15 protein-coding genes are annotated in these 26,547 nt (G+C 45.3%); 4 read left to right on the forward strand and 11 right to left on the reverse strand.

Annotation, left to right across the window (positions count from 1 at the left end):
- Window positions 1–4: 4 nt before the first annotated feature.
- From WC496_03850 to WC496_03880, 7 genes are all read right to left on the reverse strand, one after another.
- A complete protein-coding gene (locus tag WC496_03850; protein MFA5292149.1) occupies window positions 5–2,077 on the reverse strand; it encodes a beta-galactosidase in 2,073 nt (690 codons plus the stop codon).
- Window positions 2,074–4,275, reverse strand: coding sequence for a 1,3-beta-galactosyl-N-acetylhexosamine phosphorylase (gene gnpA, locus WC496_03855; protein ID MFA5292150.1), 2,202 nt, complete (start codon window positions 4,273–4,275; stop codon window positions 2,074–2,076). The genes WC496_03850 and gnpA overlap by 4 nt, the downstream gene beginning before the upstream one ends.
- A gap of 78 nt (window positions 4,276–4,353) precedes the next feature.
- Window positions 4,354–6,744, reverse strand: a complete 2,391-nt coding sequence (locus tag WC496_03860; GenBank protein MFA5292151.1) for a beta-galactosidase — start codon at window positions 6,742–6,744, stop codon at window positions 4,354–4,356.
- Window positions 6,741–9,368, reverse strand: coding sequence for a glycoside hydrolase family 2 TIM barrel-domain containing protein (locus WC496_03865; protein MFA5292152.1), 2,628 nt, complete (start codon window positions 9,366–9,368; stop codon window positions 6,741–6,743). The genes WC496_03860 and WC496_03865 overlap by 4 nt, the downstream gene beginning before the upstream one ends.
- Before the next feature lie 74 nt (window positions 9,369–9,442).
- Window positions 9,443–10,291 (reverse strand): type II secretion system protein, encoded by an 849-nt coding sequence (locus WC496_03870; GenBank protein MFA5292153.1) that lies wholly within the window; start codon window positions 10,289–10,291, stop codon window positions 9,443–9,445.
- Between the two features lie 103 nt (window positions 10,292–10,394).
- Window positions 10,395–13,343: a LamG domain-containing protein gene (locus WC496_03875; GenBank protein MFA5292154.1), complete on the reverse strand. Its 2,949-nt coding sequence runs from the start codon at window positions 13,341–13,343 to the stop codon at window positions 10,395–10,397.
- Between the two features lie 151 nt (window positions 13,344–13,494).
- Window positions 13,495–14,106, reverse strand: coding sequence for a PEP-CTERM sorting domain-containing protein (locus WC496_03880; protein MFA5292155.1), 612 nt, complete (start codon window positions 14,104–14,106; stop codon window positions 13,495–13,497).
- Between the two features lie 309 nt (window positions 14,107–14,415).
- Here WC496_03880 and WC496_03885 point away from each other — a divergent pair, with 309 nt between their 5' ends.
- The 4 genes from WC496_03885 to WC496_03900 all read left to right on the forward strand — a co-directional run bounded on the left by WC496_03885 (window position 14,416) and on the right by WC496_03900 (window position 18,705).
- The gene (locus WC496_03885) at window positions 14,416–15,594 is read left to right on the forward strand and encodes a DNA-binding transcriptional regulator (GenBank protein MFA5292156.1); all 1,179 of its coding nucleotides are present in this window, start codon (window positions 14,416–14,418) and stop codon (window positions 15,592–15,594) included.
- Between the two features lie 79 nt (window positions 15,595–15,673).
- The gene (locus WC496_03890; GenBank protein MFA5292157.1) at window positions 15,674–16,924 is read left to right on the forward strand and encodes a sugar ABC transporter substrate-binding protein; all 1,251 of its coding nucleotides are present in this window, start codon (window positions 15,674–15,676) and stop codon (window positions 16,922–16,924) included.
- 1 nt (window position 16,925) lies between these two features.
- On the forward strand, window positions 16,926–17,843 hold the full coding sequence (locus WC496_03895; protein MFA5292158.1) for a sugar ABC transporter permease: 918 nt from the start codon (window positions 16,926–16,928) through the stop codon (window positions 17,841–17,843).
- Between the two features lie 4 nt (window positions 17,844–17,847).
- Complete coding sequence (locus WC496_03900) at window positions 17,848–18,705, forward strand: carbohydrate ABC transporter permease (protein ID MFA5292159.1); 858 nt, start codon at window positions 17,848–17,850, stop codon at window positions 18,703–18,705.
- A 1-nt stretch (window position 18,706) separates the two neighbouring features.
- Here the strand turns inward: WC496_03900 and WC496_03905 are convergent, their stop codons facing one another.
- The 4 genes from WC496_03905 to WC496_03920 form a co-directional block, all read right to left on the reverse strand.
- Window positions 18,707–20,695, reverse strand: coding sequence for a TonB-dependent receptor (locus WC496_03905; protein MFA5292160.1), 1,989 nt, complete (start codon window positions 20,693–20,695; stop codon window positions 18,707–18,709).
- Between the two features lie 274 nt (window positions 20,696–20,969).
- On the reverse strand, window positions 20,970–21,965 hold the full coding sequence (locus tag WC496_03910) for a glycosyl hydrolase 53 family protein (protein MFA5292161.1): 996 nt from the start codon (window positions 21,963–21,965) through the stop codon (window positions 20,970–20,972).
- A 24-nt stretch (window positions 21,966–21,989) separates the two neighbouring features.
- The gene (locus WC496_03915; GenBank protein MFA5292162.1) at window positions 21,990–24,563 is read right to left on the reverse strand and encodes a hypothetical protein; all 2,574 of its coding nucleotides are present in this window, start codon (window positions 24,561–24,563) and stop codon (window positions 21,990–21,992) included.
- Entirely contained in the window at window positions 24,553–26,544 is a 1,992-nt protein-coding gene (locus WC496_03920; protein MFA5292163.1) for a beta-galactosidase, read from the reverse strand. Before WC496_03920 ends, WC496_03915 begins: the two co-directional genes overlap by 11 nt.
- Window positions 26,545–26,547: the final 3 nt, after the last annotated feature.

Genomic DNA, 26,547 nt, shown 5'->3' on the forward strand with positions numbered 1-26,547 from the left:
TTATTTACTTCGCTACCAAAATAGATACACCATATTTCGATAAAGTCAAATTTCTTTCGACAATTTCACCGGAAAGAATATCCTCATATCTGCCCGAAGGCAGTTTTATTGTCTTTTCAGTTACTCCATGATTCATATAAAAACAATAGGACTTGCCATTTTTGGACCTTGTCATCATTTCAACTTCCTGCGGCAAATCAGACATATCAATCTTCTGTTCTTTTAAAATATTCGTCAGAAAATCTTTCATAAAATCTTTATCCGGCCTTGTGCCCACATAGTAGGCTTTTCCACTGCCGAACTTATTTTCCGTAATACAGGGACTGCCGGCATAATAATCATTCACAAACGTTGCCAAAACCTTAGCACTTGTCGTATGGATGACATCAGCCCATACTGAACAGTCATATTGCTTTTTAAAGCCCTTTATCGCATCGGTCGTGCTCATTATGTTTTTCCCGCCCGGCGGCAACGGATTATACTCCTCAACTTTAATACCCATAACATCTTTCAGCGGACCGGGATAGCCGCCAAGATATACGCCCACCGATTCGTCAATCAGTCCTGTAAAATAAGTGGTAATAAAGATGCCGCCTTTTTTCACAAAACTCTCCACTGCTTCTTTAAAGCCCGGCTTAATCATATGCAGAAGCGGAGCGATAACGATTTTATATTTCGAGAAATCATAATTAACGCCAATAACATCGACCGGAATATTCATATCATACAGAGCATTAAAATAGTATTCAAGTTCGCCGAAATAACTGACCAGCACCGTTGGGAAAGGCTGAGCGTTGGCATTCCAGAAAGTTTCATTATCGAGCGACTTGCTTCCTGCAGAGCCGTACGGATTATCAACCGCCCACCATGAATCGTTATCCATAACGATAGCAACTTTAGAATCGATATCGGAGCCGACAATATCTTTCGCTTTATCCAGTTCGCTGCCTAAGCCGCATATTTCCTTAAACACTCTCGAATCTTCGCCGAAATGCGGAACCATCCCGCTGTGGTATCTTTCAGCGCCTTTTTTGGAAGAGCGCCACTGGAAATACATTATCGAATCGGAGCCGTGAGCAAGCGCCTGATAACTCCAGAGCCGCATCAGGCCCGGAGGTTTATTAATATTCACCGGGTACCAGTCAACCTGCGAAGGTGCCTGCTCCATAAGCATAAACGGCCTGCCCAGCAAAGAACGCATCATAGAATGCCGAAGAGCAACCCATTTGCGAGAATCAGGATTAGCCGGGTCAGGGTAACAGTTCCACGAAACAACATCCATATGGTCTTTGAACAACGAGTGGTCAAATTTACGCCAGTCCCCTTCAAAATTAGTGGTAATAGGCATATTCGGCGTAATTTTTCTGAGAACATTGTATTCTTCCAAATACAGCGTGAAAAAGCTTTCGCTTAAAAATCTTTTATAATCAAGCAGCTTTGTGGAATTTCTCGAACCGGTACTTGCCTTGGGCGTATTTATATGTTCCCAGCAGGAGTACCTTTCTCCCCAGAAAATAGTGCCCCAGACTTCGTTCAGCCTGTCAATAGTCCCGTACTTTTTCTTCAGCCACTGGCGAAAACCTTTTTCGCAGTTTTTACAAAAACACATATCGTTTTTGTTTGCATACTCGTTATTGATATGCCACAAAGCCAATGCCTTATGGCCCTTGTAACGAACGGCCATTTTTTCGGCTAAATTACGAACAAATTTTCTGTAACTGGGGCTGTTGATGCAGTACGCCTGCCGATGGCCATAGTCGAACCTTAACCCTGTCTCTCTGACCGGTAGAACATCGTCATACTTACAGGCCAGCCACACAGGAGGAGCCGCGGTGGAAGTTGCCAGACAGGCATAAATACCATTTTCCGCTATAAGGTTCATCACCTTATCCAGCCAGTCAAAGTTATAAGTATCTTCATCAGGCTGAATGACCGCCCCTGTAAAAATGGCAATGCTGACCATATTTACATTGGCTTGTTTCATTAAGCGAATGTCTTCTTTCCAGATTTCCTGCGGCCATTGTTCCGGAAAGTAATCTCCGCCAAATATGATCTTTGGTATTTTAGGCGTTATCATTTAGACCCAGTACAATTTTGATTTATCTGGTCCAGCGTAAACCATCTTATTTCCATTGGTTTCAAAGAAACATCTCCGGATTTACCCTCTGCGTTATAGACAGTTGTTTTCTGGGCGACATCCGTGTTATTCATAACGACAAATTCCTTAACCTCCGGATAATAGGCACAGTCCGTATTATAATTGGAACTGAACCATATTTTCAACTTATTTTCGAGGCCGGCCGCCCATAAAATCGCCCGGTGCACCATTCTGATATTCTCCGGATTATGTTTATAATCCGCCAGGTAAACCGCCTTTCCTTTACCAAAAGTATGAGTCGATAACAGAACCTTATCCGGATTTCCAGCCAATAACTCCGCTTTTACACTATTAAGGTAAACTGCGGAATTACTTACACCAAAGTCGATATTACCTGCGGCATCTTCAAGAATAAAATGTGTTTTACTCACTGCCGGTTTTATATTTTTGCCCCAGCCGAGAGTATTTCCTGTTTCCTTTTGAACGCCCAATACATCGGCAAGCTGGAAACATCTGCCCTGGTATTCATATGCGGTTGGGTCTTCGACGCCTATGAAGCCGCCGCCCTTATGGACCCACTGCCGGATTTTTTCAACGATGTCGATATCTATCCAATTTTCCCCGCCGCTCCAGGCGCTATTGGCTCTGCCCCAATTAATAATTATACCGATATCATCGCTGATGCCGTTTTTGCGTATGTCATCGAAGCTGATAAATTCCACTTCCACAGGCAATCCGCACAAACACTCCGGAATGTGTCCCTGCGGCCAATTCTCATTGTGCATCCACGATCGCAATTTCCCCCAGACGTCAAGCACTGCAACTTTCTTACCAATATTATAAGCAGGTGTTTTTTTTGTTCTATCCAATACGGTTCTGAATTCATCGGCTAATTGCCCAACATAGTCGATAAAATCAGGGTATTTCATAGCAAGATCCAGATAGCCGCCGAAACCGATTCGGTCCGCGCAGCGCCTCAGCAATGCCCTTCGAATTCCCTTCCACCACTTCTTGCATTCCTTAACCGGGTCGCCGCCATCTTTAAAGACCGGCTCATCCTGAAGATTAACCTCGAAAAAGTAGGGATACAATCTGACTTCCTTAATTGCATTTCCGGGAACATCTGTAATTCTCCTCAGTTCGACACCGCTCAGGCAGGGCCCGATTATTCCATCGAATCCGAGATCTTCAAATCCTTCCATATAGGGCTCTGTTCCAATCCAATGGTCGCAGAAGAACAGCACAGCTTTCTTGCCGTACTTATGAACCATTTCCACGCATTGCTTCGTGTAGCCTCTTACAAACTTTTGAACAAATCCCATCCAGTCAAGGAATTCCGGTTTTGGAACTCTGCAGGAATTATTAAAGTAACCTTCATCAACGATATCCTCACTTCGCAGCCGGTAGCCTTTTTCTTTTTCAAATTCGTCCATCGCCAGGGCGCTCATCGCGTCCATGTATCCGGTCCATTCGAGATATATCGTTTCCCTGTTCTCATTTTTAATCAGTGGAAACTGGTACATCATGGATGTAAAGCGTACGACATCCGTTTTGGAATGTGATTGAAGCCACTGGTCAAGGTACTCCAGCAAATGCTTATATGTTTGCGGCTGGCGAGGGTCCACTCCCATTTGATGTTCGCCCGTCCAATTATTGGTAATATAATTGTACATGGACGTCGTTTCCCAAATCTGGTAAACGAGAAAATTAACCGTATAAATATGCCATTTGTCCGCATTCCGTATAAGAACTTCCTGGCTCGACTCCAGGTATCGCCAATTACTTATGCTTACAACCTGGCCGATAGTTCTGTCGATAACTTCCCAATACTTTTTGGGGTCATGTTTGCTGTCTATTTTAAACTGCTCATGGCTGTAGCCCTTTTGGATTTTAATCCTTAATTCTCCGCCGTTTTGGCTGGTTACGGGAAAGGACATAAGATATTTTTGCTGGCACTGGTCCGGATGAGCTTGGGCCCATTGCTGGTCTGCCCTGATAAGACAAATAGTGGAATAAACCTCATGGCCCAGATTGAGTATTTCCGGCGATAGAGTAGTCCCGTCGCTGTCACGGATAGCGTCAGCACCCCATTTTTTGCATAACATCTGGACTTCTTTGTCCATCCCCTTCTGGGCTGGAAGAGTAAAATGACCGGTTAAATTGCCCTTGCCGCTCATCGAATTCCTTTCGCTATTAAAATAATTTGTATGATATTTTTCCCGATAAGTAAAGGCATGACCTGCAAAAAGTGCGTTCTATTCTTTACTCAAAGACAACTCTGGTCTTTTTGCAGTTATCGCAGGCATTCGCGATTGAATAACAGTTGCCGAGTATTCAGGCAAAACCTCAATTTTTTCGATATTGGACTCTTTACCTTTAGGCGGTTTTACCCAGTTCTCCAAATATATTTGCGACTGATTCCGCATAGGCGTAATTCGAATAGTAAGACCCGCCTGTAAAATTTCCGGTGCAAACCGTTTCAAGCCGATTTCCCAGGGCAAACCATTGTAAAAATTGTCTGCTGCAAGTCTGCCGTTAATATAAGCACACGCCGTATCTCCAACATAATGTATGCGGAGAAATACATCGCTTGTTTCATCCAGTAAATCCGTCGGCACTTGTATCGACCATTCTTTATAATCCCGCTTTTCAACACCGTCAGTAGAAGCGTTAATTCCAATCTTGACATTCTTATATTGTCTTGTCATGGTATATTGAGTAAATAAACCGTCATCTTCTGAGGGCAATCTGCCAAGTCTGTCAGAAAGTTCTTCTTCCGACGCAGGATAAACCGAAAAGAACATTTGTTCCGGGTCAGTACTGTAAACTTTAAGGTCGTCTCGCCCGAAAAGAAGATTGGCTTTGGAAAGAAAAACTCTCTGCCTTCCCCATGCCTGCCCCTTCCAGCAGTGTTTTGCCTGCTCAGAGGTCAAAGTAACAATATCAATTTTTTCTCCGGATGCTGTTACAATATGAATTATACAATTCGTGCCCGGTTTCGCGCCGGAAATATAAGTCACCCCATCGGCAGAACTTATCTTTCCGCCATGAGTCTTGACGCTTTGGACGGTTGTAGAATCAAAAGCGTACTCGGCATCAATACCATCGATTCCAAAGAAAAAGTACGTATTCGTTTCTTTATCATTAAGTTTACAAAGCATCTGCGTAGTAGAATATTTGAGTAATGCGTCATTCATCGCCAGATTGAACGGCCAAACAAAATACGCTCCTTTTTTGACATCGAAAGGTTTTCTCGGCAGCGTCAATATTTCTTTTTTTAGTTTTAACTGAACACGGCAATCTTCAAAATCATTCATCTCGGTAAGCCGCTGGTAATTGTTGAAAAAGAGAAAGCCGGCATCATCTTTCGCCCTGGCGGCAAAACGCAGGGTCTTCGTATCGTTTACGTTTTCAGGCCGCTCCTGCGGCAATACACTAATCATAGGCGCTAAAAGATGACCGAAATCGTTCAAAAACAGATGCATAATCTTAAAGCCCTGATACGACTCCGGGATTTGACCGAACTCGCCGATAGGCGCCTGGAAATCGTAAGATTTAACAGGGTATTCAAGCTTATACGGCCTGCCATAAACTTCCTGCATAGTGGTTTTAATACCGTCCGGATGAGTGCCGCCGTGAAATACGAAATAACCCATCAGGTTCGAGCCGTTTCCAAGTTTTACCATAGATAAAGCACAAACATCGTCGGTGCTGACAATAGGTCGTCGATGATACGTTATCTGAATTCCCGCACCCATTTCACAAGTAGCGTAAGGATAGCGGGAAAAGTCTACAGTATAGCCGTTTGTCTTCAGATTCAATTCTTCGTCCATTATTTCGTTGTTTCGAACATGATGGAAGAAATATTCAGGCATAGGTGGCAGCTTGTCAGTATGCAGCTCCCATGGTAAATCCGCATAACCGTTCCATACGGGAATAAATTCATCCTGCGGAATCGAAGCGTCCTTCCATCCTGTAACGGTATAGAGCGGAACATCAAAGCCGATTTCTATCGCCATATTTTTCAGCGTCATCATATGCTTTTCGCCGGCTTTGCCGAACCAATACTCGTTTTCCACCTGGATTCCAATCACAGGGCCGCCGTCTTTATACATCATCCCTTTTAGTTGTTTGAAAATTTCAGTGTAAAGGTTTCTCGCGTACGTCAGATAAACAGGGTCGTCGGTTCGTTGATTCGGCATATCCCAAATCCAGTCCGGAAAACCGCCGTTACGGCATTCGCCATGAGCGTAAGGCCCTATTCGCGGAAAAACATACAGGTCGTTTTTAGCACATAACTGGACAAAATATCTAAGGTCTTTATCGCCCTTCCAGTCCCATTGCCCCTGTATTTCTTCGTGATGAATCCAGAAAATATACGTCGCGATAATATTTATGCCGCAGGCTTTCATCTTCAGTATTTCTTCTTCCCAATACTGCCGCGGATAGCGTGAAAAATGAAATTCACCCATAACGGGTAAAACTGGTTTCCCTGCAATGGTAAAATAAAAACTATTGGCATTAATTTGACAGCCGTTAGGATTTGTTCCGCCCATTTTCAAATGACCGGTAAGAACCTTTGGACAGGCATCTGCCGCATTTAATACGAGCTTCATCGTACTGCGTTTTTCAGGGTCGCTTTTCAATCCTGCCCCCTTTCAGGCATTATATTGTCTATCGTCGCAGAGTCTCCGGTCAAACCTGACCTCGTGGCGGTTACAGTAATCTGCCCGGGCCGATTCGTTGACCGAAGCAGAGCAGCCGCAATACCGGCCTCTGGGCGTATAACAGTCGGACTGACAAAAGTCGCAGGACCTGTAACATTAAACGTGATATTATCCGCGCTGCTGTTACTGCCAAATGTCTGCACCACTGCACCATTGGCACTAACAACAGTTGCGTAGACGAAAATTATGTCTGAGCCGTCCGCAGTCATTTCATCGGCACCAAAACTGACGATAATAGAACTGGCCGTTCCATACGTCTTGACAATATGCGTCGCAACTACCTGGCCGCCGATAAGACCTTCAGCTTTAAGTTCGCCTGACACCCACGTTAAACCTGAAAATGTAAACGGAGGATGCAGTAAATTCGCGGCAGGATAGGCCGTGTCCGGGCTGCGAGTACTCTGAAGAACGTTATTGATATATAATTTCACCTGCTCGCAATTACTGTAAACCTTCACATCATCAGGAGACGAGGACGCCCAGTAATTAGCTATAAAAATCATCGGGCCTGAATCAATACCCGGTATAATCAGGCTCGGGTCTCGCTGACTCTGGAAAAAGTAATAGGAAAATTTCGGGATACGAAGTTTGTCGATTATTCCCTGCTCATAATTTGCATAATCAAAAGCGACCCATAATCCATCTCCGCACATATTCGACATGCCGCGGTTCAAATGCAGCCCTTCCTGATGATTCCACGCCTGTTGGAGCATCCCCGGCTCGCCGTAACCAATAGTTCCATAACCGCCTACCCACCACGTAGCACGATCCGCATTACTTGTTGGGGTATATTCATACTCACCATATTCACTGATGACAAGCGGTTTGTTTCCGCTATATGTTCTTGCGCCGGCGTTTGGCGTAGCAATGTATACATCCGGATACGATGTGCCGGTAACTCTCCAGCCCGATACAAAACACTGGTCGCCGGGATACTCGGCATGGCCGATATTATAAGCATTATTTGCGTAAGTAGAGTTAAAACCGGTTTCGTTCAGTGAAAGTTCCCACGCTATTACGCAGGCGTGATTTCTGTCGCGCCGAATCATATCCCTCATATCCTGATAAGAGCGATTTATAAAAGTCGTTCCGCCGATATTCTGGAATCCCGGTATTTCATCCATTACCATAATGCCGAGTTCATCGCAGGCATCCATAAAAGCAGGGTCCTGCGGATAGTGCGCGGTACGCACATACTGGAAGCCGGCCTCCTTTAATCGTACAGCTTCACGGTATTGTTCAGAGTTAGATATGGCATATCCTATATAAGGATAATCCTGCATTCGGTTGGTACCCATAAACCTGAGAGTTTCACCGTTAATTTTGAAGCCGCCGTCCTTAGTGAAGTCTATACTCCTTATGCCTATATGTGTCCGGTAAGTATCGACAAGAACATCGTCATCATAGACCTGAGTCAAAACAGTGTAAAGATAAGGATGGTCAGGATGCCACAGACAAGGGTCGTCAACCGTGGTTGTTTGCGTAAAAGTATAGTCAGTATCGGCCGTAATACTCTGCGTGCTTGATATTCCATCTGTATCAACAATTTGATTATCGGGATCCAGAAGATAAGTTTTTACCACACAGTTTTTCGACACAGTATATTCGTTCTTCACATTCGTTTTAATCTGGACCTGAGCCTGAGAAGTACTTACAGCAGGATATGTAACGAATATTCCGCCGTCCGCGACTTTACCCGCATAAACCGCATCAGTAACATGCAGCTTATCGGTAATATGCAGCCATACATCCCTATAGATACCGGGCCAATTAAACCAGCCGGACTCGCCGGGCGGGACATCGGGGTTGTATGTGTTATCAACTTTTACAGCTATAACATTCTCGGTTGCGCCAAAATTAGCATAATCGGTGATGTCAACCGTAAACGGCAAATATCCGCCGTAATGAGTTGTCAAATATGTGCCGTTTATCCATACGTCTGCAACGGTATTGGCCGCTTCAAATTCTATGAATATCTTTCGTCCCTGCTGTTGATAATAACTATCTAATGTAAAATGTTTACGATACCAACTGACACCTTCGTAACTGTAACTTCCCCATGCCGGACGGGCAGGATCTGGACTTGTAAGGCTTATCGGCGGATTATGAGGAACTGTTACATTATACCAGGAACTATCATTGTAAGAATAATTACTTGCTGTATCTCCGGAAATGGCGCCTTTGTAAAACTTCCACCCGATATTGAAATTAATCCTTTCCCTATGGGTTGCCGGCTGCTGCCACAGCCAATATTGCGTAAAAACATCAAGGTCTTTCAAATCGATTGTATCGTCAGAATACAGGTCGCAAACACTGTTGAAATCTGACTGACCTAAGTTTGCCTGCCATGCACCGGCTAATTCTGAATAGTCCTGAAAGTTTACCGCCCTGTCGACATTAAAATCCGCGTCAGGCCCATAGCGATAATTTAGACAAAAACCCCTGTCGCAGAGAAGCGACAGCAGGATAAAAAGCAAAAATATACTAATACTTTTTTGCTCATAAGAAATCCATTTAAAAAAATTAACTTTATAAATCTGCATCAGTTGCATAACCCATCTAAATTATCAACCCTGATAAATATTTATTGCCCAATGTTATAATCCGGCCGGTTTTATTAGTTGCCCCAGTCCTGATTTACCCAATCAATATTCTCCCATCTTATATTCTTGCCTGTTTTAAAAGTCTGCGACCATTTCAGATCCCACAGTTCTTTAATAGAAACTTTCCGGGCACTGTTATCCAAAAAGGCCAGATTTATGGCCAATCCATGCCGCGGAATACAGTAATTAAACATACCTTTTGAGGTAGTCTTCGACTCTCCAGGTTTAATAGTAGGAGGATTATCACTATACGCTGCCTCAGTCCCTTCCCAAACGGAATCACCAAACGCCGGTATAGTGCCAGGATTTTTTTGATACATCGTTCTCCAATAATTGGGTCTATCCGCTAAAGGGATGGAATATAATACACCATCATCGATAGAAGGAGAGGGGTCGATATTGACCGGATCATCTATCCATGCGTTTATGCCATAGCTGCCGTAATCGCCTGCCTCGCCAAAATCAGGAACGCCAGGCACTTCAGAACCCGGATACCATCCCTGATATGGTTTGGAACCATAAACACCCCAGGCGGTAAAAATACTTGTAACCATATTCACATTACTCAAGTACTGTGTAGCCTTGGGACATAAACGTATTTTCCCGGCACCGGAATAATAAGGACGCAGTTTTACCATCCACATACCTTGCTTGACATTAAAACCAGGCACGAAATGTCCATTGTTGTCATTGGCATACATAGTTAACATCATACCCCATTGCTTGACGTTATTTCTGCATACCGTAGCCTTAGCCTGTCCCTGAGCTCTTCGTAAAGCCGGCATCAGCATAGCAAGCAATATAGCGATAATAGATATAACTACCAAAAGCTCAACTAATGTAAAACCGATTCGTTTTTTCATACCCAATTTTCCTTCCATATAAAATGGCCCCTCATCCCTTAGACTTTAATTATAGGGGGCTGATTGGAGGAAGTCAGCCCCCCTTCTTATATTAATATTTAAATTACGGCCACAATAATGGATTTTCCATCCATCGAGCCGCCATTACTGCGAAATCTTCAAAGTTCACCTGATCATCCGCAACTGCGTTAGCCTGGGATAATACAGGTTGTGTTATCGAACTTCCGCCGGCGAGCGACAAAATTTCCGCATCTGAAAGTGCCCGATTATACAAACGGAAATCATCCATAGCGCCTGCAAAGTAGCCGCCTTCACTGTCTTCGTATCTCCATGCGCCTATCGTAAAGTAACCGGTTCCCACCGCTCGCATGACTGGGGCGTTAGCATCTGCATACTCGGCCACGGCATAACCATTGCGGTATATCCTCATTATGCCGGTAGTATAGTCCTTGGTGAATGCATAATGTTCCCACTCGTTCAGAACATGCAGAGGATTGGTAAAACCATACCTTCCCCAGAACAGTTGATCCTGATAGGTGTTTGGATAGATTCCGCAGGTATATTGCAAATCTCCGGTCCATTCAGACCAAATCTGCAGATTTCCGCTGCCGGAACCGATTTGGAAGATTTGTTCGCCTGCCGCATGACCATTATCTTTAAGCCACAACGCAATTGTTGAACGTCCTCCAAGATTAACATCCTTAACGGCATTAGGAATTGGATCTAATGTCAAATATTGATAGGCACCATCAAAGACAAGGGCATTGCCGCTATAACCAGCTACAAAATCGCCGTCAAAAATAAGATACCCATCATAGCCATTACTCGAAGAATCATATGCGACAGCTCCGCCGGTTTCATCAAACTTATACCAGATAAGCAGGTTAGGATCCGAGGTGGGCGGTGCTGCTGCAGTAACCTGATAATCGCTATCCAGCCAACTGTCTACAAGGATTACGAAATCGTCCATATTAACCATACAGTCATTGTTGAAATCAGCATCGGCGTTTTGGTCAAGACTAATATTAAAACCTGTAGGACACCAACGAGGATACAGTGAAATATTGTCCACATAAAGAATACCCGAGCCGCCGGGCGAAACCTTGTCGCCTAAACCAATCTTAAGGTTCTTTACCTTTCCAAGATACACTCCGCCATCGCTGAATTTTTTCACATCAATAAGCCACCATGACCAATATTCATTCAACTGCTGGACAACTCCGTTCGAATCAGGATAGTTTACTGTAACACTGTGATTATTGAAATCTTTAACGGTAACGTACAACCTCTCAACCTGGTTGGTTGGCTCGCCGTGAAGTGAAATGCCCAGCAAAGCAACGCCTCCCCTAATCCAATTCCGCTTGTCTCCGGTCGTCGGGAGAGGATAATTAACTTCCGAATACCATGGAGAACTGCCGTTGTTGTAATTAATCTGCATAGCGTTATAATCAAGAGTGGCCGTTTCTCCATCTGAGAACAAAGTTGCAGTAGATATGCTGGCGCCGCCAGCAACTTTCCAGGCATCCGTTATCCACGGATGTGTGCTGCCGCCGGTTGGATAATAGCCGTCGAAATTGTCGATAAGCTTATAATCAGCAGTTGTAAACGTCCAAATCCGACCCTTCCAAAGGTTTGGCTCCGATGATATCGTGTTAACTTCATCTATTCTCCAATAATACCTCTTTGTACCCAAAAGAAGTTCTCCCGGATTATAAGACAAAGTTGTTACTCTTCCTCTATATATTCCAGCGGTCGATGTATCAGCGTTATTAACATCGCTTAAACTTGTTCCAAGGTATACATTATGTGCATTTGCTGAAATGCCTTTTGACCAGGCAAGTGTCGCATTGGCAACGACATTTTCTGCATTATTAACAGGAACAGGAGCCCATGCGATATTGGGATCCATAACGGTAAATCTCCATATTTTACCCTTATAGGTAACAGTATTAACTTCATCTATTCTCCAATAGTACGTCTTCAGTGCTGACAGAGCACTGGGAGGATCATAAGCTGCAACGGCATAGTTGCCCTTGAAAATTCCGGCAGGAGTAGTATGATCGGCCGTATTTACATCGCTAAAAGTTGTGCCTAAATAAACATCGTGAGATGCCGCACTGACACCCTTAGTCCAGTAAAGATTAACGTCCAAAGCAACTTCCTGAGCGTAATTCCCGGGGCTGGGTAACGATGCATAATTAGGATCTCCGGGCAGGCCGGTTACAGTAGTCTTACCGGCATTACGGACATCATAATCACATTGTATCTCTCCTAAACCGCTATAAGCCAAAACTTTGCTTTCACCCATAAGGTTGTTAATCGCCGTAACTTTATTTCCATTCAATATCAGCGTTCCGCCGGCAATATTTATCAGAGTTGTATCTCCAGTTTGACAATAGATGTCATTGGCTGCAATAGTTCCATTGTATAAATTAATATAGCCTGAGCCATGAGTGCCGGCCTGCTGGCCGGTATAAGAAGGCTGAAGTCCGCCTGGACACCGCAATGTTCCTATAACATTGACGTCACCATCGCGCACATTAAGATAACCGATGCCTTCGCTGCCGACCCATAAATCACCGCCGACATTAATAATACCGCCATTTATAACATTAACATCACCGGTAGCTTTGTTAGTGTTCCACGTTGTGTCCTTTGCTCCGATAGTCAGAGTACGAACTACATTAAGTGTTTCCCCATCAATATCCAGCGTAGCTATGCCTGGAACATCAGGGGCCCAATCGCCTACAAAAAGGTCGCGACAAATGTGAAAATTCGGATCAGGGTTGCAGGACGAATTTAGCGTACAGTATGCCGGAAGTGTGCTCATATGAACATCATTTACCTCCCTGGGCGGGGACGTAGCTGTACCGCCACCGATTGCACCATCATACCACCAGTTAGCCGGCTCCGTCCACAACGAACTGACAGGAGCAGGACTTTCGTCGGCGCCTTTCCACCACATATCCGGAGCCGCCGCAAAAATATTGGCGGCCAATACTAATTGCAAAGCAATGGAAACAATTATAAATAATATTGGTTTCCTACACATTTCTTGTCCTCCTTCTATATCTGAAATATATCTTTGATTTATACATAATACCAAAATATAAGACTTATATGCTTTGCTGATACATGCAAAAAGACAAAATTTAAATAAAGGGGCCGCCTAAATTGCGGCCCCAAAAACGCATTTTAAGCAATTATGCTCTTTTCCTGCGAACTAAAGCTAATCCGCCAAGACCAAGCATAACCATTGTTGCCGGCTCCGGAACAGACGCATTGTCATAAACAACTCCGTCTCCGCTGGTCCAGCCCCACTGCTCGATTTTGAAAGAAATATGTGCTGTTCCTTCCGGAGCAGTCCATAATCCTTCGCCTGTAGATGCACTGAACAGGTGCCAGGCATCATCACCGCCGCCAGTAGTGGTGTAGTCAAAGATTGGTACATAAGCATAGTTAATATAGGCCCAAGAGGAATCCAAATACTGAACGGTTAGACCTGCTCCATTCCAACTGCCCGATGGTACATAATACGCCACACCAACGGTAACATTTAAACCTTCATACGCCGCAACATCCTGACCAATCTGACCGCTCGAACCATTACCAGTAAATAGTTGCGCGGCATAAGAGCCTTCATAAACCGGGCTAGTTACAATTCCAACAGCTTGGTTGTCCGTATCGGCCAAATACGTCCACCAGCCCTCGAAAGTTCCTGTTTCGAATCCGCTGTTCCAAAGCAGATTCACGGCTTGAGCAGGAACAACAGCCGCTGCCAATACCATAATGACACATAGAATTTTCTTTACCATCTTCTCTTCTCCTAAAAAAATATTAATATTTTGAAGACATTTACTTTTGACGCTACTCTTTTTCATCTATCCCAAGGCCCTCCTAAACAATACAATAAGATTGTATCTGCCGAACTTACAATAATTATACCAAAACGCATTTCTCCAATGAACGCCACTTTGCGTTTATTTTTAACCATTTTGCGGCTAAAGCTTGACTTCAAATAGCCCTGAAGGGTATTATTAGACATTATAATAATTGCATATTATTCCTGAAATCAGGCTCAATATCCGGCATAAACTGGTAAGTAGTTAATAAAGGTGGTTAATATGTGGAAAGTTATATTGCTATTCGACACATCAGGAGCAGCCTCCAGAAGAACTATACAGGGGATAGCAAGATATTCGAGCATTCACGGCCCATGGGTCTTTTTCAGAGATCCGCCGTTTTATATGATCACCAATGGCAAGTTGAAAACAATAAAAAAGCTGCCTGATTTGGGCGACCAGAAAGCAGACGGTATTATCGCCCACATAGCCTATACAAGAAACGGCAGTCAGTTCATACCGGAGGAAATACCGGCGATAGTAAGTCCCTACTCGATACAGCAGTTTCCTAATTTTCGAAATTTGATTACCGATAACGTCGCTCTTGGAAAAATGGCGGCAGAATATTTTCTTGATCGCGGATTCCGCAATTTTGCATATTGCGGTTTTGGCGGTATGTACTGGTCGCGTGAGAGAGGAGAGAGTTTCGCTAAACGGATTACAAAAGCAGGCTTCAAAACACATTTTTATCAATACGGTCAATTATGGTCGCGACGAAAACCTTCCAGGGCGGACAACCAGGCGCTGCTCGCCGAGTGGCTAAAATCGCTGCCGAAACCGTTGGCCGTTATGGCGTGCAATGATGACCGCGGGCAGGATATCACAGAGTCCTGTAAAATCGCGGGCTTGCATGTGCCGTATGACGTAGCGGTGCTCGGAGTGGATAATGATGACATGGTCTGCGATTTGACTAATCCCCCGCTTTCGAGCATAGCGGTAAATAATGAAAGGGCAGGATACGAAGCGGCAGAACTGCTTGATTATATGATGGCCGGCAAAAAAACCACTAAGCAGGTGATAGTAGCCCGGCCGACACATATCGTAACCAGACAATCAACTGACGTCTTCGCGGCAGAAGACCGGGACGTAGGCAAGGCACTGCGTTTTATCAACGAACACGCCAAGGAGTTAATTCGTGTCGATGAAGTGGTAAGTGCCGCGGCTTTGTCACGCCGTGTACTTGAACGACGATTCCGTCAGGCTCTCGGACGTTCAATACTCGAAGAAATCAGACGTGTGCGCATCGAACAGGTCATCAGAATGCTTGTCGATACAAATATGCCGATATCCCAAATAGCGGATGCCCTCGGATACGCCGGTTTTGAGCATATCGCAAGATACTTCCGTCAGGAGAAAGGAATGAGCCTGCTGGCTTATCGAAAACAATATGGTCAGAAATAAACGTTTTCCCATTGTTATCATCATTGCTGTCTGTTTGGCAATATGCGCTAATTTATTTGCAGCGGATGAGCCATTTAAAATGCCTGCAAATAAATCGCCCCAGGAAATACGCGGTGAGATTAACGTCTGGGCATGGACAATTGCCGCAGGCAGCCTGCAGAAGTTACTGCCTCAGTTCAATGAGAAATATCCTAATATTAAAGTAAATATAAGTAAGACCGGATGGCAGGTTCAGTCGCGCCTTTTGCTTTCGCTGGCTGCAGGAGTCGGTGCGCCGGACATAACACAGTTGCTGGGAATGGAAACACAGAGATATACTTTTACCGGCCAGCTTATGGATTTAACCGGCGTCGCCGGACAATACGAAAAAGACTTCGTTCCATCGACATGGAAGAATTGTCTGTACGAAGGAAAGTTGTGCGCGATTCCATGGGACTTCGGTCCATGCGCGGTTTTTTACAAGAGACACATCTTTAAACAATACAATATAGACCCGAACACAATCGAGACATGGGACGATTACGTCGCGGCTGGTAAAATTATTTTTGAAAAATCGAATGGCAAGACCAAAATGTTTCATCTGCCGACAGGTATGCTTTTTGAAGTATATCTGATTATGATCCAGCAGAACGGCGGACAGCTTTTTGATGACCAGGGACGGATTGCAGTTAACTCGAAAGAATCGCTGCAGGTAATCTCCCTGCTGAAACGAATGCTCGAATCCGGCGTAACAGTCAACGACCCCCTTTACACCCACGCTCACTACGCCTCGTTAAGAATGGATACTGTTGCCACATATCCGATGGCGGCATGGTGGGGTGGAACAATCAAAGACTACGCTCCTGAGACTGCCGGCGACTGGGGAATTTTCAGACTTCCCGCTTTAGAGCCGGGCGGACTTCGTGCAAGCAGTTCCGGCGGTTCGGTCTTAGTCATTCCCGACCAGTGCAAAAATAAGGAAGCAGTCTGGGCATTCGTGGATTTCGCCTTATGCAATACAAAGGCACAGATAGAGCAATACAAAAATTTCGATTTGTTTCCGACCTGGCTGCCGGCGTATAAGGACCCGTTCTTTGACGAGCCTGACCCATTCTATGGAGGTCAAAAAGTCAGACATTTATTTGCCCGGGATATTGAAAAAATTCCGCCGCTGAACCGAACGAAGGATTGGCCTGAGGGTCAGGCATATCTGGCACAATCGCTAACTAGTTGGGCGTCGCGTGGAATGGTTGATACTGAAAAGATGCTCGACGACCTGGAAAAAAAACTCGGCCGTCGGTTGAGTCGCGAAATTTCCCCTTCCTCATTAAAATTTACCCGAGGAAATTAATATGAGTACCGTTAAAAAAAGAAGCTTGCTTTCAAAACTATGGGAATACAGGCATTTTTACCTGTTTATTTCACCTTTCTTTATTCTGTTCGCTGTGTTCGGACTTTATCCTCTTATTTTCTCGATGTACCTGAGCTTTGTGGAATGGGACGGGCTGGGCGCACGAAAATGGGTGGGATTTAACAACTTTATTAATATGTTTTACGATGATATTTTTTTCAAGTCCCTGTGGAATACTTTGGTTATTGGAATTATACATATCCCGCCGATGTTCCTCGGAGCTTTTTTATTCGCCCTGATTCTGAACGCCTCATGGCTGAAGTTTCGCGGCCTGTTCCGCGCGGCCTTTTTCCTGCCTTGTGTTACTCCGATGGTAGTTATCGCTATCGTTTTCGGACTGCTTTACGGTCAGGATACAGGTTTTTTAAATTATCTGATTGTAAAGATTGGCGAATTACTCCCCTGGCTGCATTTAAAACCTATTCCATGGTTAGTCAGCGAGCAATGGTCGAAACCGTCGATTGCAGTCCTGCTGGTCTGGCGTTGGACCGGATATAATATGGTTATAATGCTGGCCGGGCTGCAGGGTATTTCAACGGAGTATTACGAAGCCGCCAAAATAGACGGAGCGAGCACATTTCAGCAAATGCGGTATATAACTTTGCCGTTAATGCGGCCCATCTTTGTCTTCTGCGGGATAATGTCATTAATCGGAACAGTATTTATGTTCGATGAGGTGTTTGTATTAACCGCGGGCGGCCCCGGCGTCTCATCGACTAATTTCGGTCTGTATCTTTTTAATACATCCTTCACTGATTTCAGGTTCGGGCGGGCATCTGCAATGGCTTATACCGTTGCACTGATTGTCCTTATGCTTACACTCATGATTCTAAAGTTCAGGAAGTCAGCAGCGGAGTAATAATATGTTAAAAAAACAAATTTCCAGCAGCCGACGCAAACAACTCTTTCAGAGATTGGCTATCTACGTAGGCCTGGCGATACTGGTTGTTATTTTTATATTTCCTTTTTACTGGCTGTTTATTTCGGCTTTCAAAAGCAAAGAGCAGATATTTACGATTCCTCCGACTTTTCTGCCTCATCCGTGGCATCTGGGCAACTTTATCAGAGTCTTCACGGAAACCAATATTATTCGGTGCTTCTTTAACTCCGTAATCCTTGCCATCGGCTATTGCACCCTTGCTTTATTTTTGTGTTCGCTGGGCGGATACGCCTTTGCCAAATACACCCGTGCGCCGGGCCACAATAAACTTTTCATCTTCGTGCTTGGAACAATGATGATTCCCGGCGCAGTAACGTTGATTCCTGTTTTTATGGTGCTCTGTAAGCTGCACATGGTCAACACATATTGGGCTATAATAATTCCCGGCGCCGCAAATGCATTCGGTATTTTCTGGATGCGTCAGTATATCAGCAGCAATCTCCCAAGCGACCTGATGGACGCCGCGAGGATTGACGGCTGCGGCGAGTTCGGAATTTATTGGCGAATCGCCCTGCCTGTTGCAAGGCCGGCGTTGGCAGCCCTTGGAATACTTTTCCTCATCGGAATATGGAACAACCTGATGTGGGCTTTTATCGTACTGCGGACAGAAGATATGTACACACTGCCGCTGATGATTTATCTGCTCAATGGTGAGTTGCGAACTCCTTATGAACTGATTATGGCGTCAGGGCTGGTGGCGACGCTTCCTCTCGTCATAGCTTTTCTGCTCTTCCAGAAACATTTTATCCAGGGTATTATGGCCGGCTCCATCAAGGCCTAATTTAGAACTTATAGAAGAACTGGAAATAAAACTGCCGTCCGGGTATCTCGGTGAAGCTTGTCGCCGAACCTGACCATTGCCTGCCTCCCTCGGTATGCGACTGGTCAAAGAGATTGGTAACGCCGATAGCAAGTTCAGCCGTATCTTTCCAGATGCTTCTGGCCAGGCGAACATCGAGTCTCCATGTGGAGTCTGTTTCTTCTATAGTATCGAGTGACTTGGTAATCCCTGCGCCGGTCCAATACAATTGAGTATTCAGCGTGGTGGATTTATCCAGATAAAAACGGTTGGTCAAACCTGCACGCTGCTGCGGACTCAGCATCATATCCAGTTTGTCACCATTACCATACCCGGTAAGTTCATTTCTGCACGATTGATGCATATACGTATGGAACCCACGTATAAGCCACCAATCGACAGGTCTCCAGTCGACCGACGTCTCAACGCCGTAAGTTGTAACATTATACATATTTTTGAATTGTTGGTGCCAGCTCGGGACTGTCAGGGTCTCTAAGGATATCAGGTCTTTAGTCTGATTGACGTATCCTTCAACATTAACTGATACGTTTTTCGCCCATTGCCCGCGGTAACCGACTTCGTAGGAAACCGATTCTTCATTCTTCAGAGAATCGTTTCCGAACTTACCCCATGATATACTGCTGTTTAAAAATTCTTCCCGTATAGTCGGCCTTCTAAATGCCTTTGATATTGCACCCCTTATAAAATGTTTCGGCGTAAACTCCCAGACCAAAGCCATACTTCCTGCCCAGTCATAGTTTGTAAACTCATTATAATGTCCTCTGAAACCAATGGTGTACCACAGGTTGTCAGCCAGGGTAATCTCATCTTCAATAAAAGCACTGACCTGGTCGTTGGCAAAACTCGACGGGGAAGTAGGATTAAATTGTCCTGCCATATGCGTCGTGCTGCTGTACATATCCCGTGTGTAGTCCGCCCCCAGAACAAAGTTGTGCTTATCGCGCACAAAGTTATACTGTACTTCGACCATTTCCTCATGAGAGCGTGTGTCTCCGCCAAGCCAGTTTCCCCAGTCCGGATCATCCTTCCAGTTATTCTTGTTACGCGTAATATAGCTTTCTGTCCACCGTATTTGAAACTTACTATCATCATCAAAAGTTTTCTCAAATAGAAGATTCATATACTGGAGAGCCTCACCTGCATTCTGCTGGCCGCCTGTAAAGGTCAGCATCTTATCATCGTCCAGTTTAAGTTCACCGCGCACGGTGCTTTGGAATGCATCGTAATCGTCGCCATTAAATCTATTAATGTCGCCGTTATAGTCGCGGGTAAATCCTTTTTCGTGAGAGGTACCCACCATGCCTCGATAGGAGAAAGGGCCGTCGGTGCCGCCGTATCGTATAAATCCCTGCTGCAATTCGCGGCTGCCCACACTGCCGGAAACCAGTCCGCCCTGAGTATCGGCCGCTTTTTTAGTGATAATATTAATTACACCATTCATCGCGTTGACGCCCCAGACAACACCGCCGGAACCGCGAATGACTTCGATTCGTTCAATCTCGTCCAGGAATACCGGATTCAGGTAAAACAAAGTTCCGCCGAGATACGGGTCGTACAACGGCCGGCCGTCCAGCAGAACCTGCATTCTTTCATTACTCCACTTGGCAAATCCTCGGCTGCCTACTTCATAAACAAGCCCTTTAGTCCGGAACACATCCATTCCGGGCACCTGCCGGAAAAGTTCCTCTATTCTTACTGGACCTGCCTGCCTGATATCTTCTGCTGTTATTACATACACCGCTCGGGACGCTCGATTTAAGGATTGAGACCTACGTGCCGAAGAGGTAATTTCCACCTTCATCAGGTCCTCAAGGGACATACTGAATAAACTATTCGTATCGGAAGACTCTGCACCAAAAGCGTCAAGCGAAACCGATAAAAGAATCAACAGAAATGCAATAACACAAAAAGCTGACCCCGCCCTGCAACTTTTGCCCTTTATTTTAAGCATACAGTATTCCTAATTAAACAACGCAATTGCAACCTCTGTCGTAATATCGTCTTATTGGAAATCTTAAATAATACTATTTTGCGTTTTTCTTTAACCATTTTGCGGCACAAACTCATTTCCCCAAAGCATGTGAAGCCTGTTATTGGACATTGTGACAATTATGTGTTGTCTATGAAATTCAGAATATTATGAGAAGTCTTTTGGAGATGACATAAAAAAACTGCCCGGCGGATAACCGGGCAGTTTTTTTATACTTGTTGGAAAACCCTCAGTTTTACGGGCGCGTACCGCCGCCAAGAATCACCAGACCTTTTGTCATTTCAACGTTTTTCCAGTTCCCGTCAATCGGTTTGAACAACGCCCTGTTGCCGACCGGCGAACTGAATATCCATGCCGGCTCCCAGTAAACCACGTTACTATTTATTGCCAGCACATCAGCGATATATTTTGCCTGGGTATCTTCGGTTGCTGAATTGCCCCTGTAGTAGTCTCCCAATTCGCAGATTACAATTTCTTTTTTATACGACTTGGCCTGTTCATGAATGACCCTGAAGTTGTTGATATTGCCATGATGCTCCGGATAGTAAGACAGCCCTATCACATCGAACGAGACGCTTGATGCGAGAAGATTATCAAAGAACCATTTGAGGTCCGCTGCTTTGTTCTCAGCGACATGAATTATACTGAGCCCGCCCCCTCCGTCCTTGATTCCTTTGTGGGCCGAGGTAATAAGTTCTCTAAGAGTCGCCCAATTTCCATCACAGGCGTTTCCTTCCGGCCAGAGCATGCCGCAGTTTGTCTCATTGCCAATCTGTGTGTAGTCCGGCTTTATCTGCGAGCAGACATCTTTCGTATAATCATAAACTTTGGCAACAAGTTGTTCCTTAGTCAGACCGGCCCACGCTGCAGGTTTTGTCTGCACGCCAGGATTGGCCCATGTGTCGGAGTAATGAATATCCAGCATAATTTTCATCCCGGCTGCTTTGCATCTCTCGGTCAGGGCTTTCACATAGTCAAGGTTCATAGCTACCCCGGCGTCATTAGTGTCAGGGTTAACGAATAATCGTATACGAACAAGGTCTATGCCGTGATTCTTTAAAATAGTGAGAAGGTCTTTTTGTACGCCATCATCGTTGTACTTGACGCCATCAGCTTCCTGCCGAGTTAGTATGGATATGTCCACGCCTCTAAAGGCATAGGCTTTGTTTGGCATCACAACACACATTAAAAGTAATACTGCAATCGCCGAATAAATAATTTTCCTGTACATTATTTTTTCCTTTCAAAAATAATCTCAACGAAGTTTTCCCAGCGTCACATTCTCCAGTTCGATAGCGCAGGGGCCGTCGTTATAATCCTGAATAAATCGGGTACCAATTGAAATTTGCAGCGACTCTACGTTTTCAATATGAAGCCTGTCTCCTTCACCGCCGCGGTTGGTCGGCGTTGAAAGCCAATAAGAATGGCCCGACCAGCCTCGCGGCAGCATTGCCGCCTTTGCGGAAACAAACTGTGAAAGCGGAACGCAAACTTCGTTCCACTGCTGGGTAACAGGTATTGCCGCGGCCCAGTTCGAACCGTCTTTTTCCATCAGTGTAATGCCGAAATGCGTAGTTGCCTTTTCGACGGCACGAGCACGCACACACAATGTCTGGAATTTACTGAAATCGTCAAGCCTGCCGTCAGTCTCTCTGCCGAATATATACCGGCACGAAACATCCTGCGGTTCACTTTTCAAACTTTCCACTTCGAAACGAAGAGCGAGTTTGCCTGCCGTCGCAGCCTCGACAAAATTATAGGTATAATGCGGACCGTGCCAATATTGTGAAAACAAAAGCTTATCACGGTCCCTGCTGACATCATAAAGAACTATGGGTGAATTCGCATCTGCGACAAAAGTTTCCCACATATTTTCAGTTGAAAAATCCCAATCTCCCGGCTTGCCTGAAACATCGGCCGGAAAAGACTGTACCTTTTCGCCATTTTGAACTGTTATGCAATATCTGATTAAACCGTTTTTAAACTTATCGGCAGGCACTTTGACAGAATATACAGATCCTTTTTGCCGCTGCATCGGATACTCCGCAAAAAATCTGTGCGGTTCCTGCCTGAGATTCAAAGATACCTTATCGGGCAGTTTCGAATTGCATACTGTCGCTGTTACAACGAAATCTCTGCCTGATGCGATTTGCGATTGGGGCTCGAACACAACCGCCGTCGGCAATTCTTTTTCCGGCGGAGCGATAAAAGATGCTGAAACTTCCGGGTTCGGGGCATTTACATCACTGCGTTTAAGCAAATACACGCCCGGATGAATTATAAAATCGCCCTTCTCTGCTTTTGTATGAAAGTTATTTTCTTTGTTAATCGCGTCAACCGCAAAGGAACCGCCTAAATCCGGAAGATTAATTTCCATCGGCCATTCGCGACACAGAACACGTGAAACTTCGCGGCCGAAACGCAGCTTGCTGTAAGGGTCATCTACGATAATTGCATCGGGATAAACTTCCAGCCTCCAAACACCTGTCTGAAGTTTATCCAGAAAATAACAGCCTGTTCCTTCATACGAAACAATCGGCGAAGAACCGCAGCCGGCAACCTGTTCCAAATCTTGCGCCTTTGGCGGATTGGTTTTCGTATCGTTCGAATACATAAACGCGCGTTCAGAAACCATTTCACTTAAATTCTGTTCATAACTTACACGGAAATCGCCGAAATTGCAGTCCTGCGGATATTTTCCATAAGACTTCAATCGTGGAAGGTCGTGAAAAGCCCGTGATGCGATAATAAAGCTCATCGCTTTATTGGGTGTATAAATCAGATTCAGATAATGAGTCTGAAATTCGATATTACTCGATGCGATGGGCAGTGGGTCGTATGTAAACATCGCCGCAAACTGGCCGCCGCCGATGCGAAATTCTCTTGCCATCGCCGGATACATATACGCACCGCCGATATCGGCACTATCGAATTCGTAAACCACTTTTGCCTTTGAAGCGATTAATGGGTCCTTCATCATGGGAAAATCTTCAGCGTTAAGCAGGAAGTTACCGCGCAGTGTCCGGCCGGCAAGAAGTTCCGCCGGATACCACCCGAAAGTAACGCCTTCTACATTTGATTTGGCCACATCGGCCACGGCTGTTTTATTCTGACTGAAATTGAAAAAAAGCGGCTGCTTACAGCCCGTATCTCGAACCGCCTTTGCCAGAGTATTTATATAATCGGTAACATTCGGCGGCAAATAAGGCTCATTCACAAGTTCAAGACCCAAAATCGCAGGGTCGTCTTTATACGCCAGTTTTGTATATCGATTAACGTGCCGCATAATCTGGCTCAGATAGTTCGCCTGTATTTTTATTCCGTTCGGGTCTGTACCTATTTTGCTGCGGCCGCGGCCTTTGCCATATACCTTTGAAAAACCGTCAATCGGCATATCAAAAGCATCAGGCCACCGCGGGTCATACAGAACTATCGGAGAAAACAGCATATAAATTCCGTTTTCCTTTGCTTTATACACCAGATAATCAAGCAGGCGAAGATGTTCGTTGTCGACAAGATTCCCGTTTGCATCTGCACATTCCCAATCACCCCAGAAACTCAGACGAATCCCATCCAAACCCATACGAACAAAATGAGCAATGTCATCGTCTATTGTTTTTTCATAAGAGGCGCCGACCCTTGCGACCATTCGGTATGCACTTGCCGAAGGCACACAATAATTTATTCCAAAAAGCGCAACTTCATCGCCGTTGTCCTGCCATTGTATAACGCCCTGTTTGTCAACGTTAGTCCATCGCTCCGCCTGCTGTGCCGACAAAGTTGCGCCTGTAATTAAAATTAAAAATAGTATTAATTTTTTATTTTTCATATTTCAATACCATAACACCATAAGGTTTAACTTCAACTTTACCGTTATGTTTTTTGCCGGTGAGCAAATCCACAGCGCCCCTAGCAAGCGTTAATGACGCAGGACGGTTTTCAAACTCGACAGCGATAAGCCCTTTTCCTGCCTTGCCATTTCGGGGTACAACAAGAAGATTAGGACTTGCCTGTGCCGCCGGGGCGATTTCCGCTTCTTTGCATACTGACAGCAATAATTTTTTAAGGTCTTCCGGTTTCGGCATTGTGCCTAACAAAATGACCTGTCCTTTGCCGACCTTTTTCCGCATCACAGCGGCAAGACCCTTCAGCGGCCCGTCCGTATAAGCCGCCAGCACTTCCGCACCGCAGGGGTCAAATCCGTCATACCATATCGAACCGGAAGACTGGTTTCCATCGGACCAGCGGAGAGCAAAATCTTTGGGGTCGCCCGGAATCTGGTAATTACAATAAGTTTCGGTCACCTGTTCCAAAGAACCGAAAGGCGAATGTGTGAACTCTGTCGCTTCAATTGTGCGATTATCGGATAATGGGCCGACAATCCATATACCGCCGGCTTTAACCCATGCTTTTATTCGCTGACGCAGTCCCGCTTCGTCCATCGCCGGCAGAAACGGCGAGCATACTACCTTGTAAGAATCCAGCGATGCCGCCGGGTCGATGACATCAGCCCTAAGTGAGGCGCCGATTAGCGACCGATAGAAACTGCCGGTGATTTTTTCACTGTATTTGAAACCGTTAACAATGGGTTGAAAATCAAACATCAGCCAGGCCAGGCAGGAAAAGTGTACCGCAAGGCCGGAATTAACAGGCCTGGTTCCATTTATAAACTCAGCCGATGAATGAAAACCGGCAGCGATTTCTTTTACTTCGTTTATTATATGAAGCGGCCGGCCGCAACTTGAAATTACTGAGCCGTGCATCATTTCCTGACCGCTCCAGTGCCCGCGCCACAGCCAATAAAGAACCGCCTCGCCTCCCAAAGCTATCGGCAGCCATGAATTTGCCCGGCAAAATCCATCGGAACGGTATTTGCCGGCTACGGTAGAGCCGTTCCAGCAGGTCGATGTCTCCGTATTCCAAAAAGGTTTGTCTTTGAGAGACCTTATCATATCGTACCAGAACACAACCCCCCACAAATCGTATTCCTGATGATAATTATTTACCTGAACAATATCTAAATTCCGGTGGATTTTGTGATAGTTGATACCGCCAAGACACATCATATCGGTTCCGACCGGCTGGCGGCATAGTTTATGCAAAATTTCCGCCTGATGCTCCGTGAACTCTATATAAGAATCCGACTGAAAATTCATCCACGCCGTCAACAGCGAAGGATGGTGCCATGTATCGGTCCTCGGAATCGGCAGTTGTAAAAACGATTGGTATGTCTGGCTCCACAAATCTGTTCCCCATGCTTTATTGAGCGCCTCAATTCCGCCGAATCTTTTGCGCATCGACTCCTGGAACTTTTTATGACATACCGCACAGCAGCAGCCTCTGCCGTTGCGCGGCTCAGGATATTGCTCGTTATCAATCTGCCAGCCGATTATATTTTTATCACTGCCGAACTCTTCTGCTAATTTCGTTACTATTTTTGCGCAATAGTCTCGATACACAGGATTGTTGGGGCAGGCATGCCTTCGTCCGCCATGCTGGGAGATTTGACCATTATCCTTAACGACAAAAACTTCGGGATATTTTTCCACAAGCCATATCGGCGGTGTACAGGTAGGTGTACCCATAATTGTGGCAATACCCGCCCCGCCCAGTTTGTCAACAGCGAGGTGCAGCCAATCGAAATCGAACTTGCCTTCGCGAGGCTCCATTCTGCTCCAGGCAAACTCGCCGAGACGCATCAAATTCATCCCGGCCTGCTTCATCAATGCAATATCTTCGTCAATCAGTTCCAGCGGCCAGTCTTCGGGATAATAAGCCGCACCCAGATACGGCCCTTCAAATTTCTTCATATG

The sequence above is a fragment of the Phycisphaerae bacterium genome, from assembly GCA_041652575.1.
In the GTDB taxonomy this organism is placed as follows: Bacteria; Planctomycetota; Phycisphaerae; order Sedimentisphaerales; family UBA12454; genus UBA12454.

Bases quoted from the DNA above. Each gene is read 5' to 3' on its own strand.
- WC496_03850 (MFA5292149.1), bottom strand. From the start codon at position 2,077: ATGATAACGCCTAAAATACCAAAGATCATATTTGGCGGAGATTACTTT.
- gnpA (MFA5292150.1), bottom strand. From the start codon at position 4,275: ATGAGCGGCAAGGGCAATTTAACCGGTCATTTTACTCTTCCAGCCCAG.
- WC496_03865 (MFA5292152.1), bottom strand. From the start codon at position 9,368: ATGCAGATTTATAAAGTTAATTTTTTTAAATGGATTTCTTATGAGCAA.
- WC496_03870 (MFA5292153.1), bottom strand. From the start codon at position 10,291: ATGAAAAAACGAATCGGTTTTACATTAGTTGAGCTTTTGGTAGTTATA.
- WC496_03875 (MFA5292154.1), bottom strand. From the start codon at position 13,343: ATGTGTAGGAAACCAATATTATTTATAATTGTTTCCATTGCTTTGCAA.
- WC496_03880 (MFA5292155.1), bottom strand. From the start codon at position 14,106: ATGGTAAAGAAAATTCTATGTGTCATTATGGTATTGGCAGCGGCTGTT.
- WC496_03885 (MFA5292156.1), top strand. From the start codon at position 14,416: ATGTGGAAAGTTATATTGCTATTCGACACATCAGGAGCAGCCTCCAGA.
- WC496_03890 (MFA5292157.1), top strand. From the start codon at position 15,674: ATGCCTGCAAATAAATCGCCCCAGGAAATACGCGGTGAGATTAACGTC.
- WC496_03895 (MFA5292158.1), top strand. From the start codon at position 16,926: ATGAGTACCGTTAAAAAAAGAAGCTTGCTTTCAAAACTATGGGAATAC.
- WC496_03900 (MFA5292159.1), top strand. From the start codon at position 17,848: ATGTTAAAAAAACAAATTTCCAGCAGCCGACGCAAACAACTCTTTCAG.
- WC496_03905 (MFA5292160.1), bottom strand. From the start codon at position 20,695: ATGCTTAAAATAAAGGGCAAAAGTTGCAGGGCGGGGTCAGCTTTTTGT.
- WC496_03910 (MFA5292161.1), bottom strand. From the start codon at position 21,965: ATGTACAGGAAAATTATTTATTCGGCGATTGCAGTATTACTTTTAATG.
- WC496_03915 (MFA5292162.1), bottom strand. From the start codon at position 24,563: ATGAAAAATAAAAAATTAATACTATTTTTAATTTTAATTACAGGCGCA.
- WC496_03920 (MFA5292163.1), bottom strand. From the start codon at position 26,544: ATGAAGAAATTTGAAGGGCCGTATCTGGGTGCGGCTTATTATCCCGAA.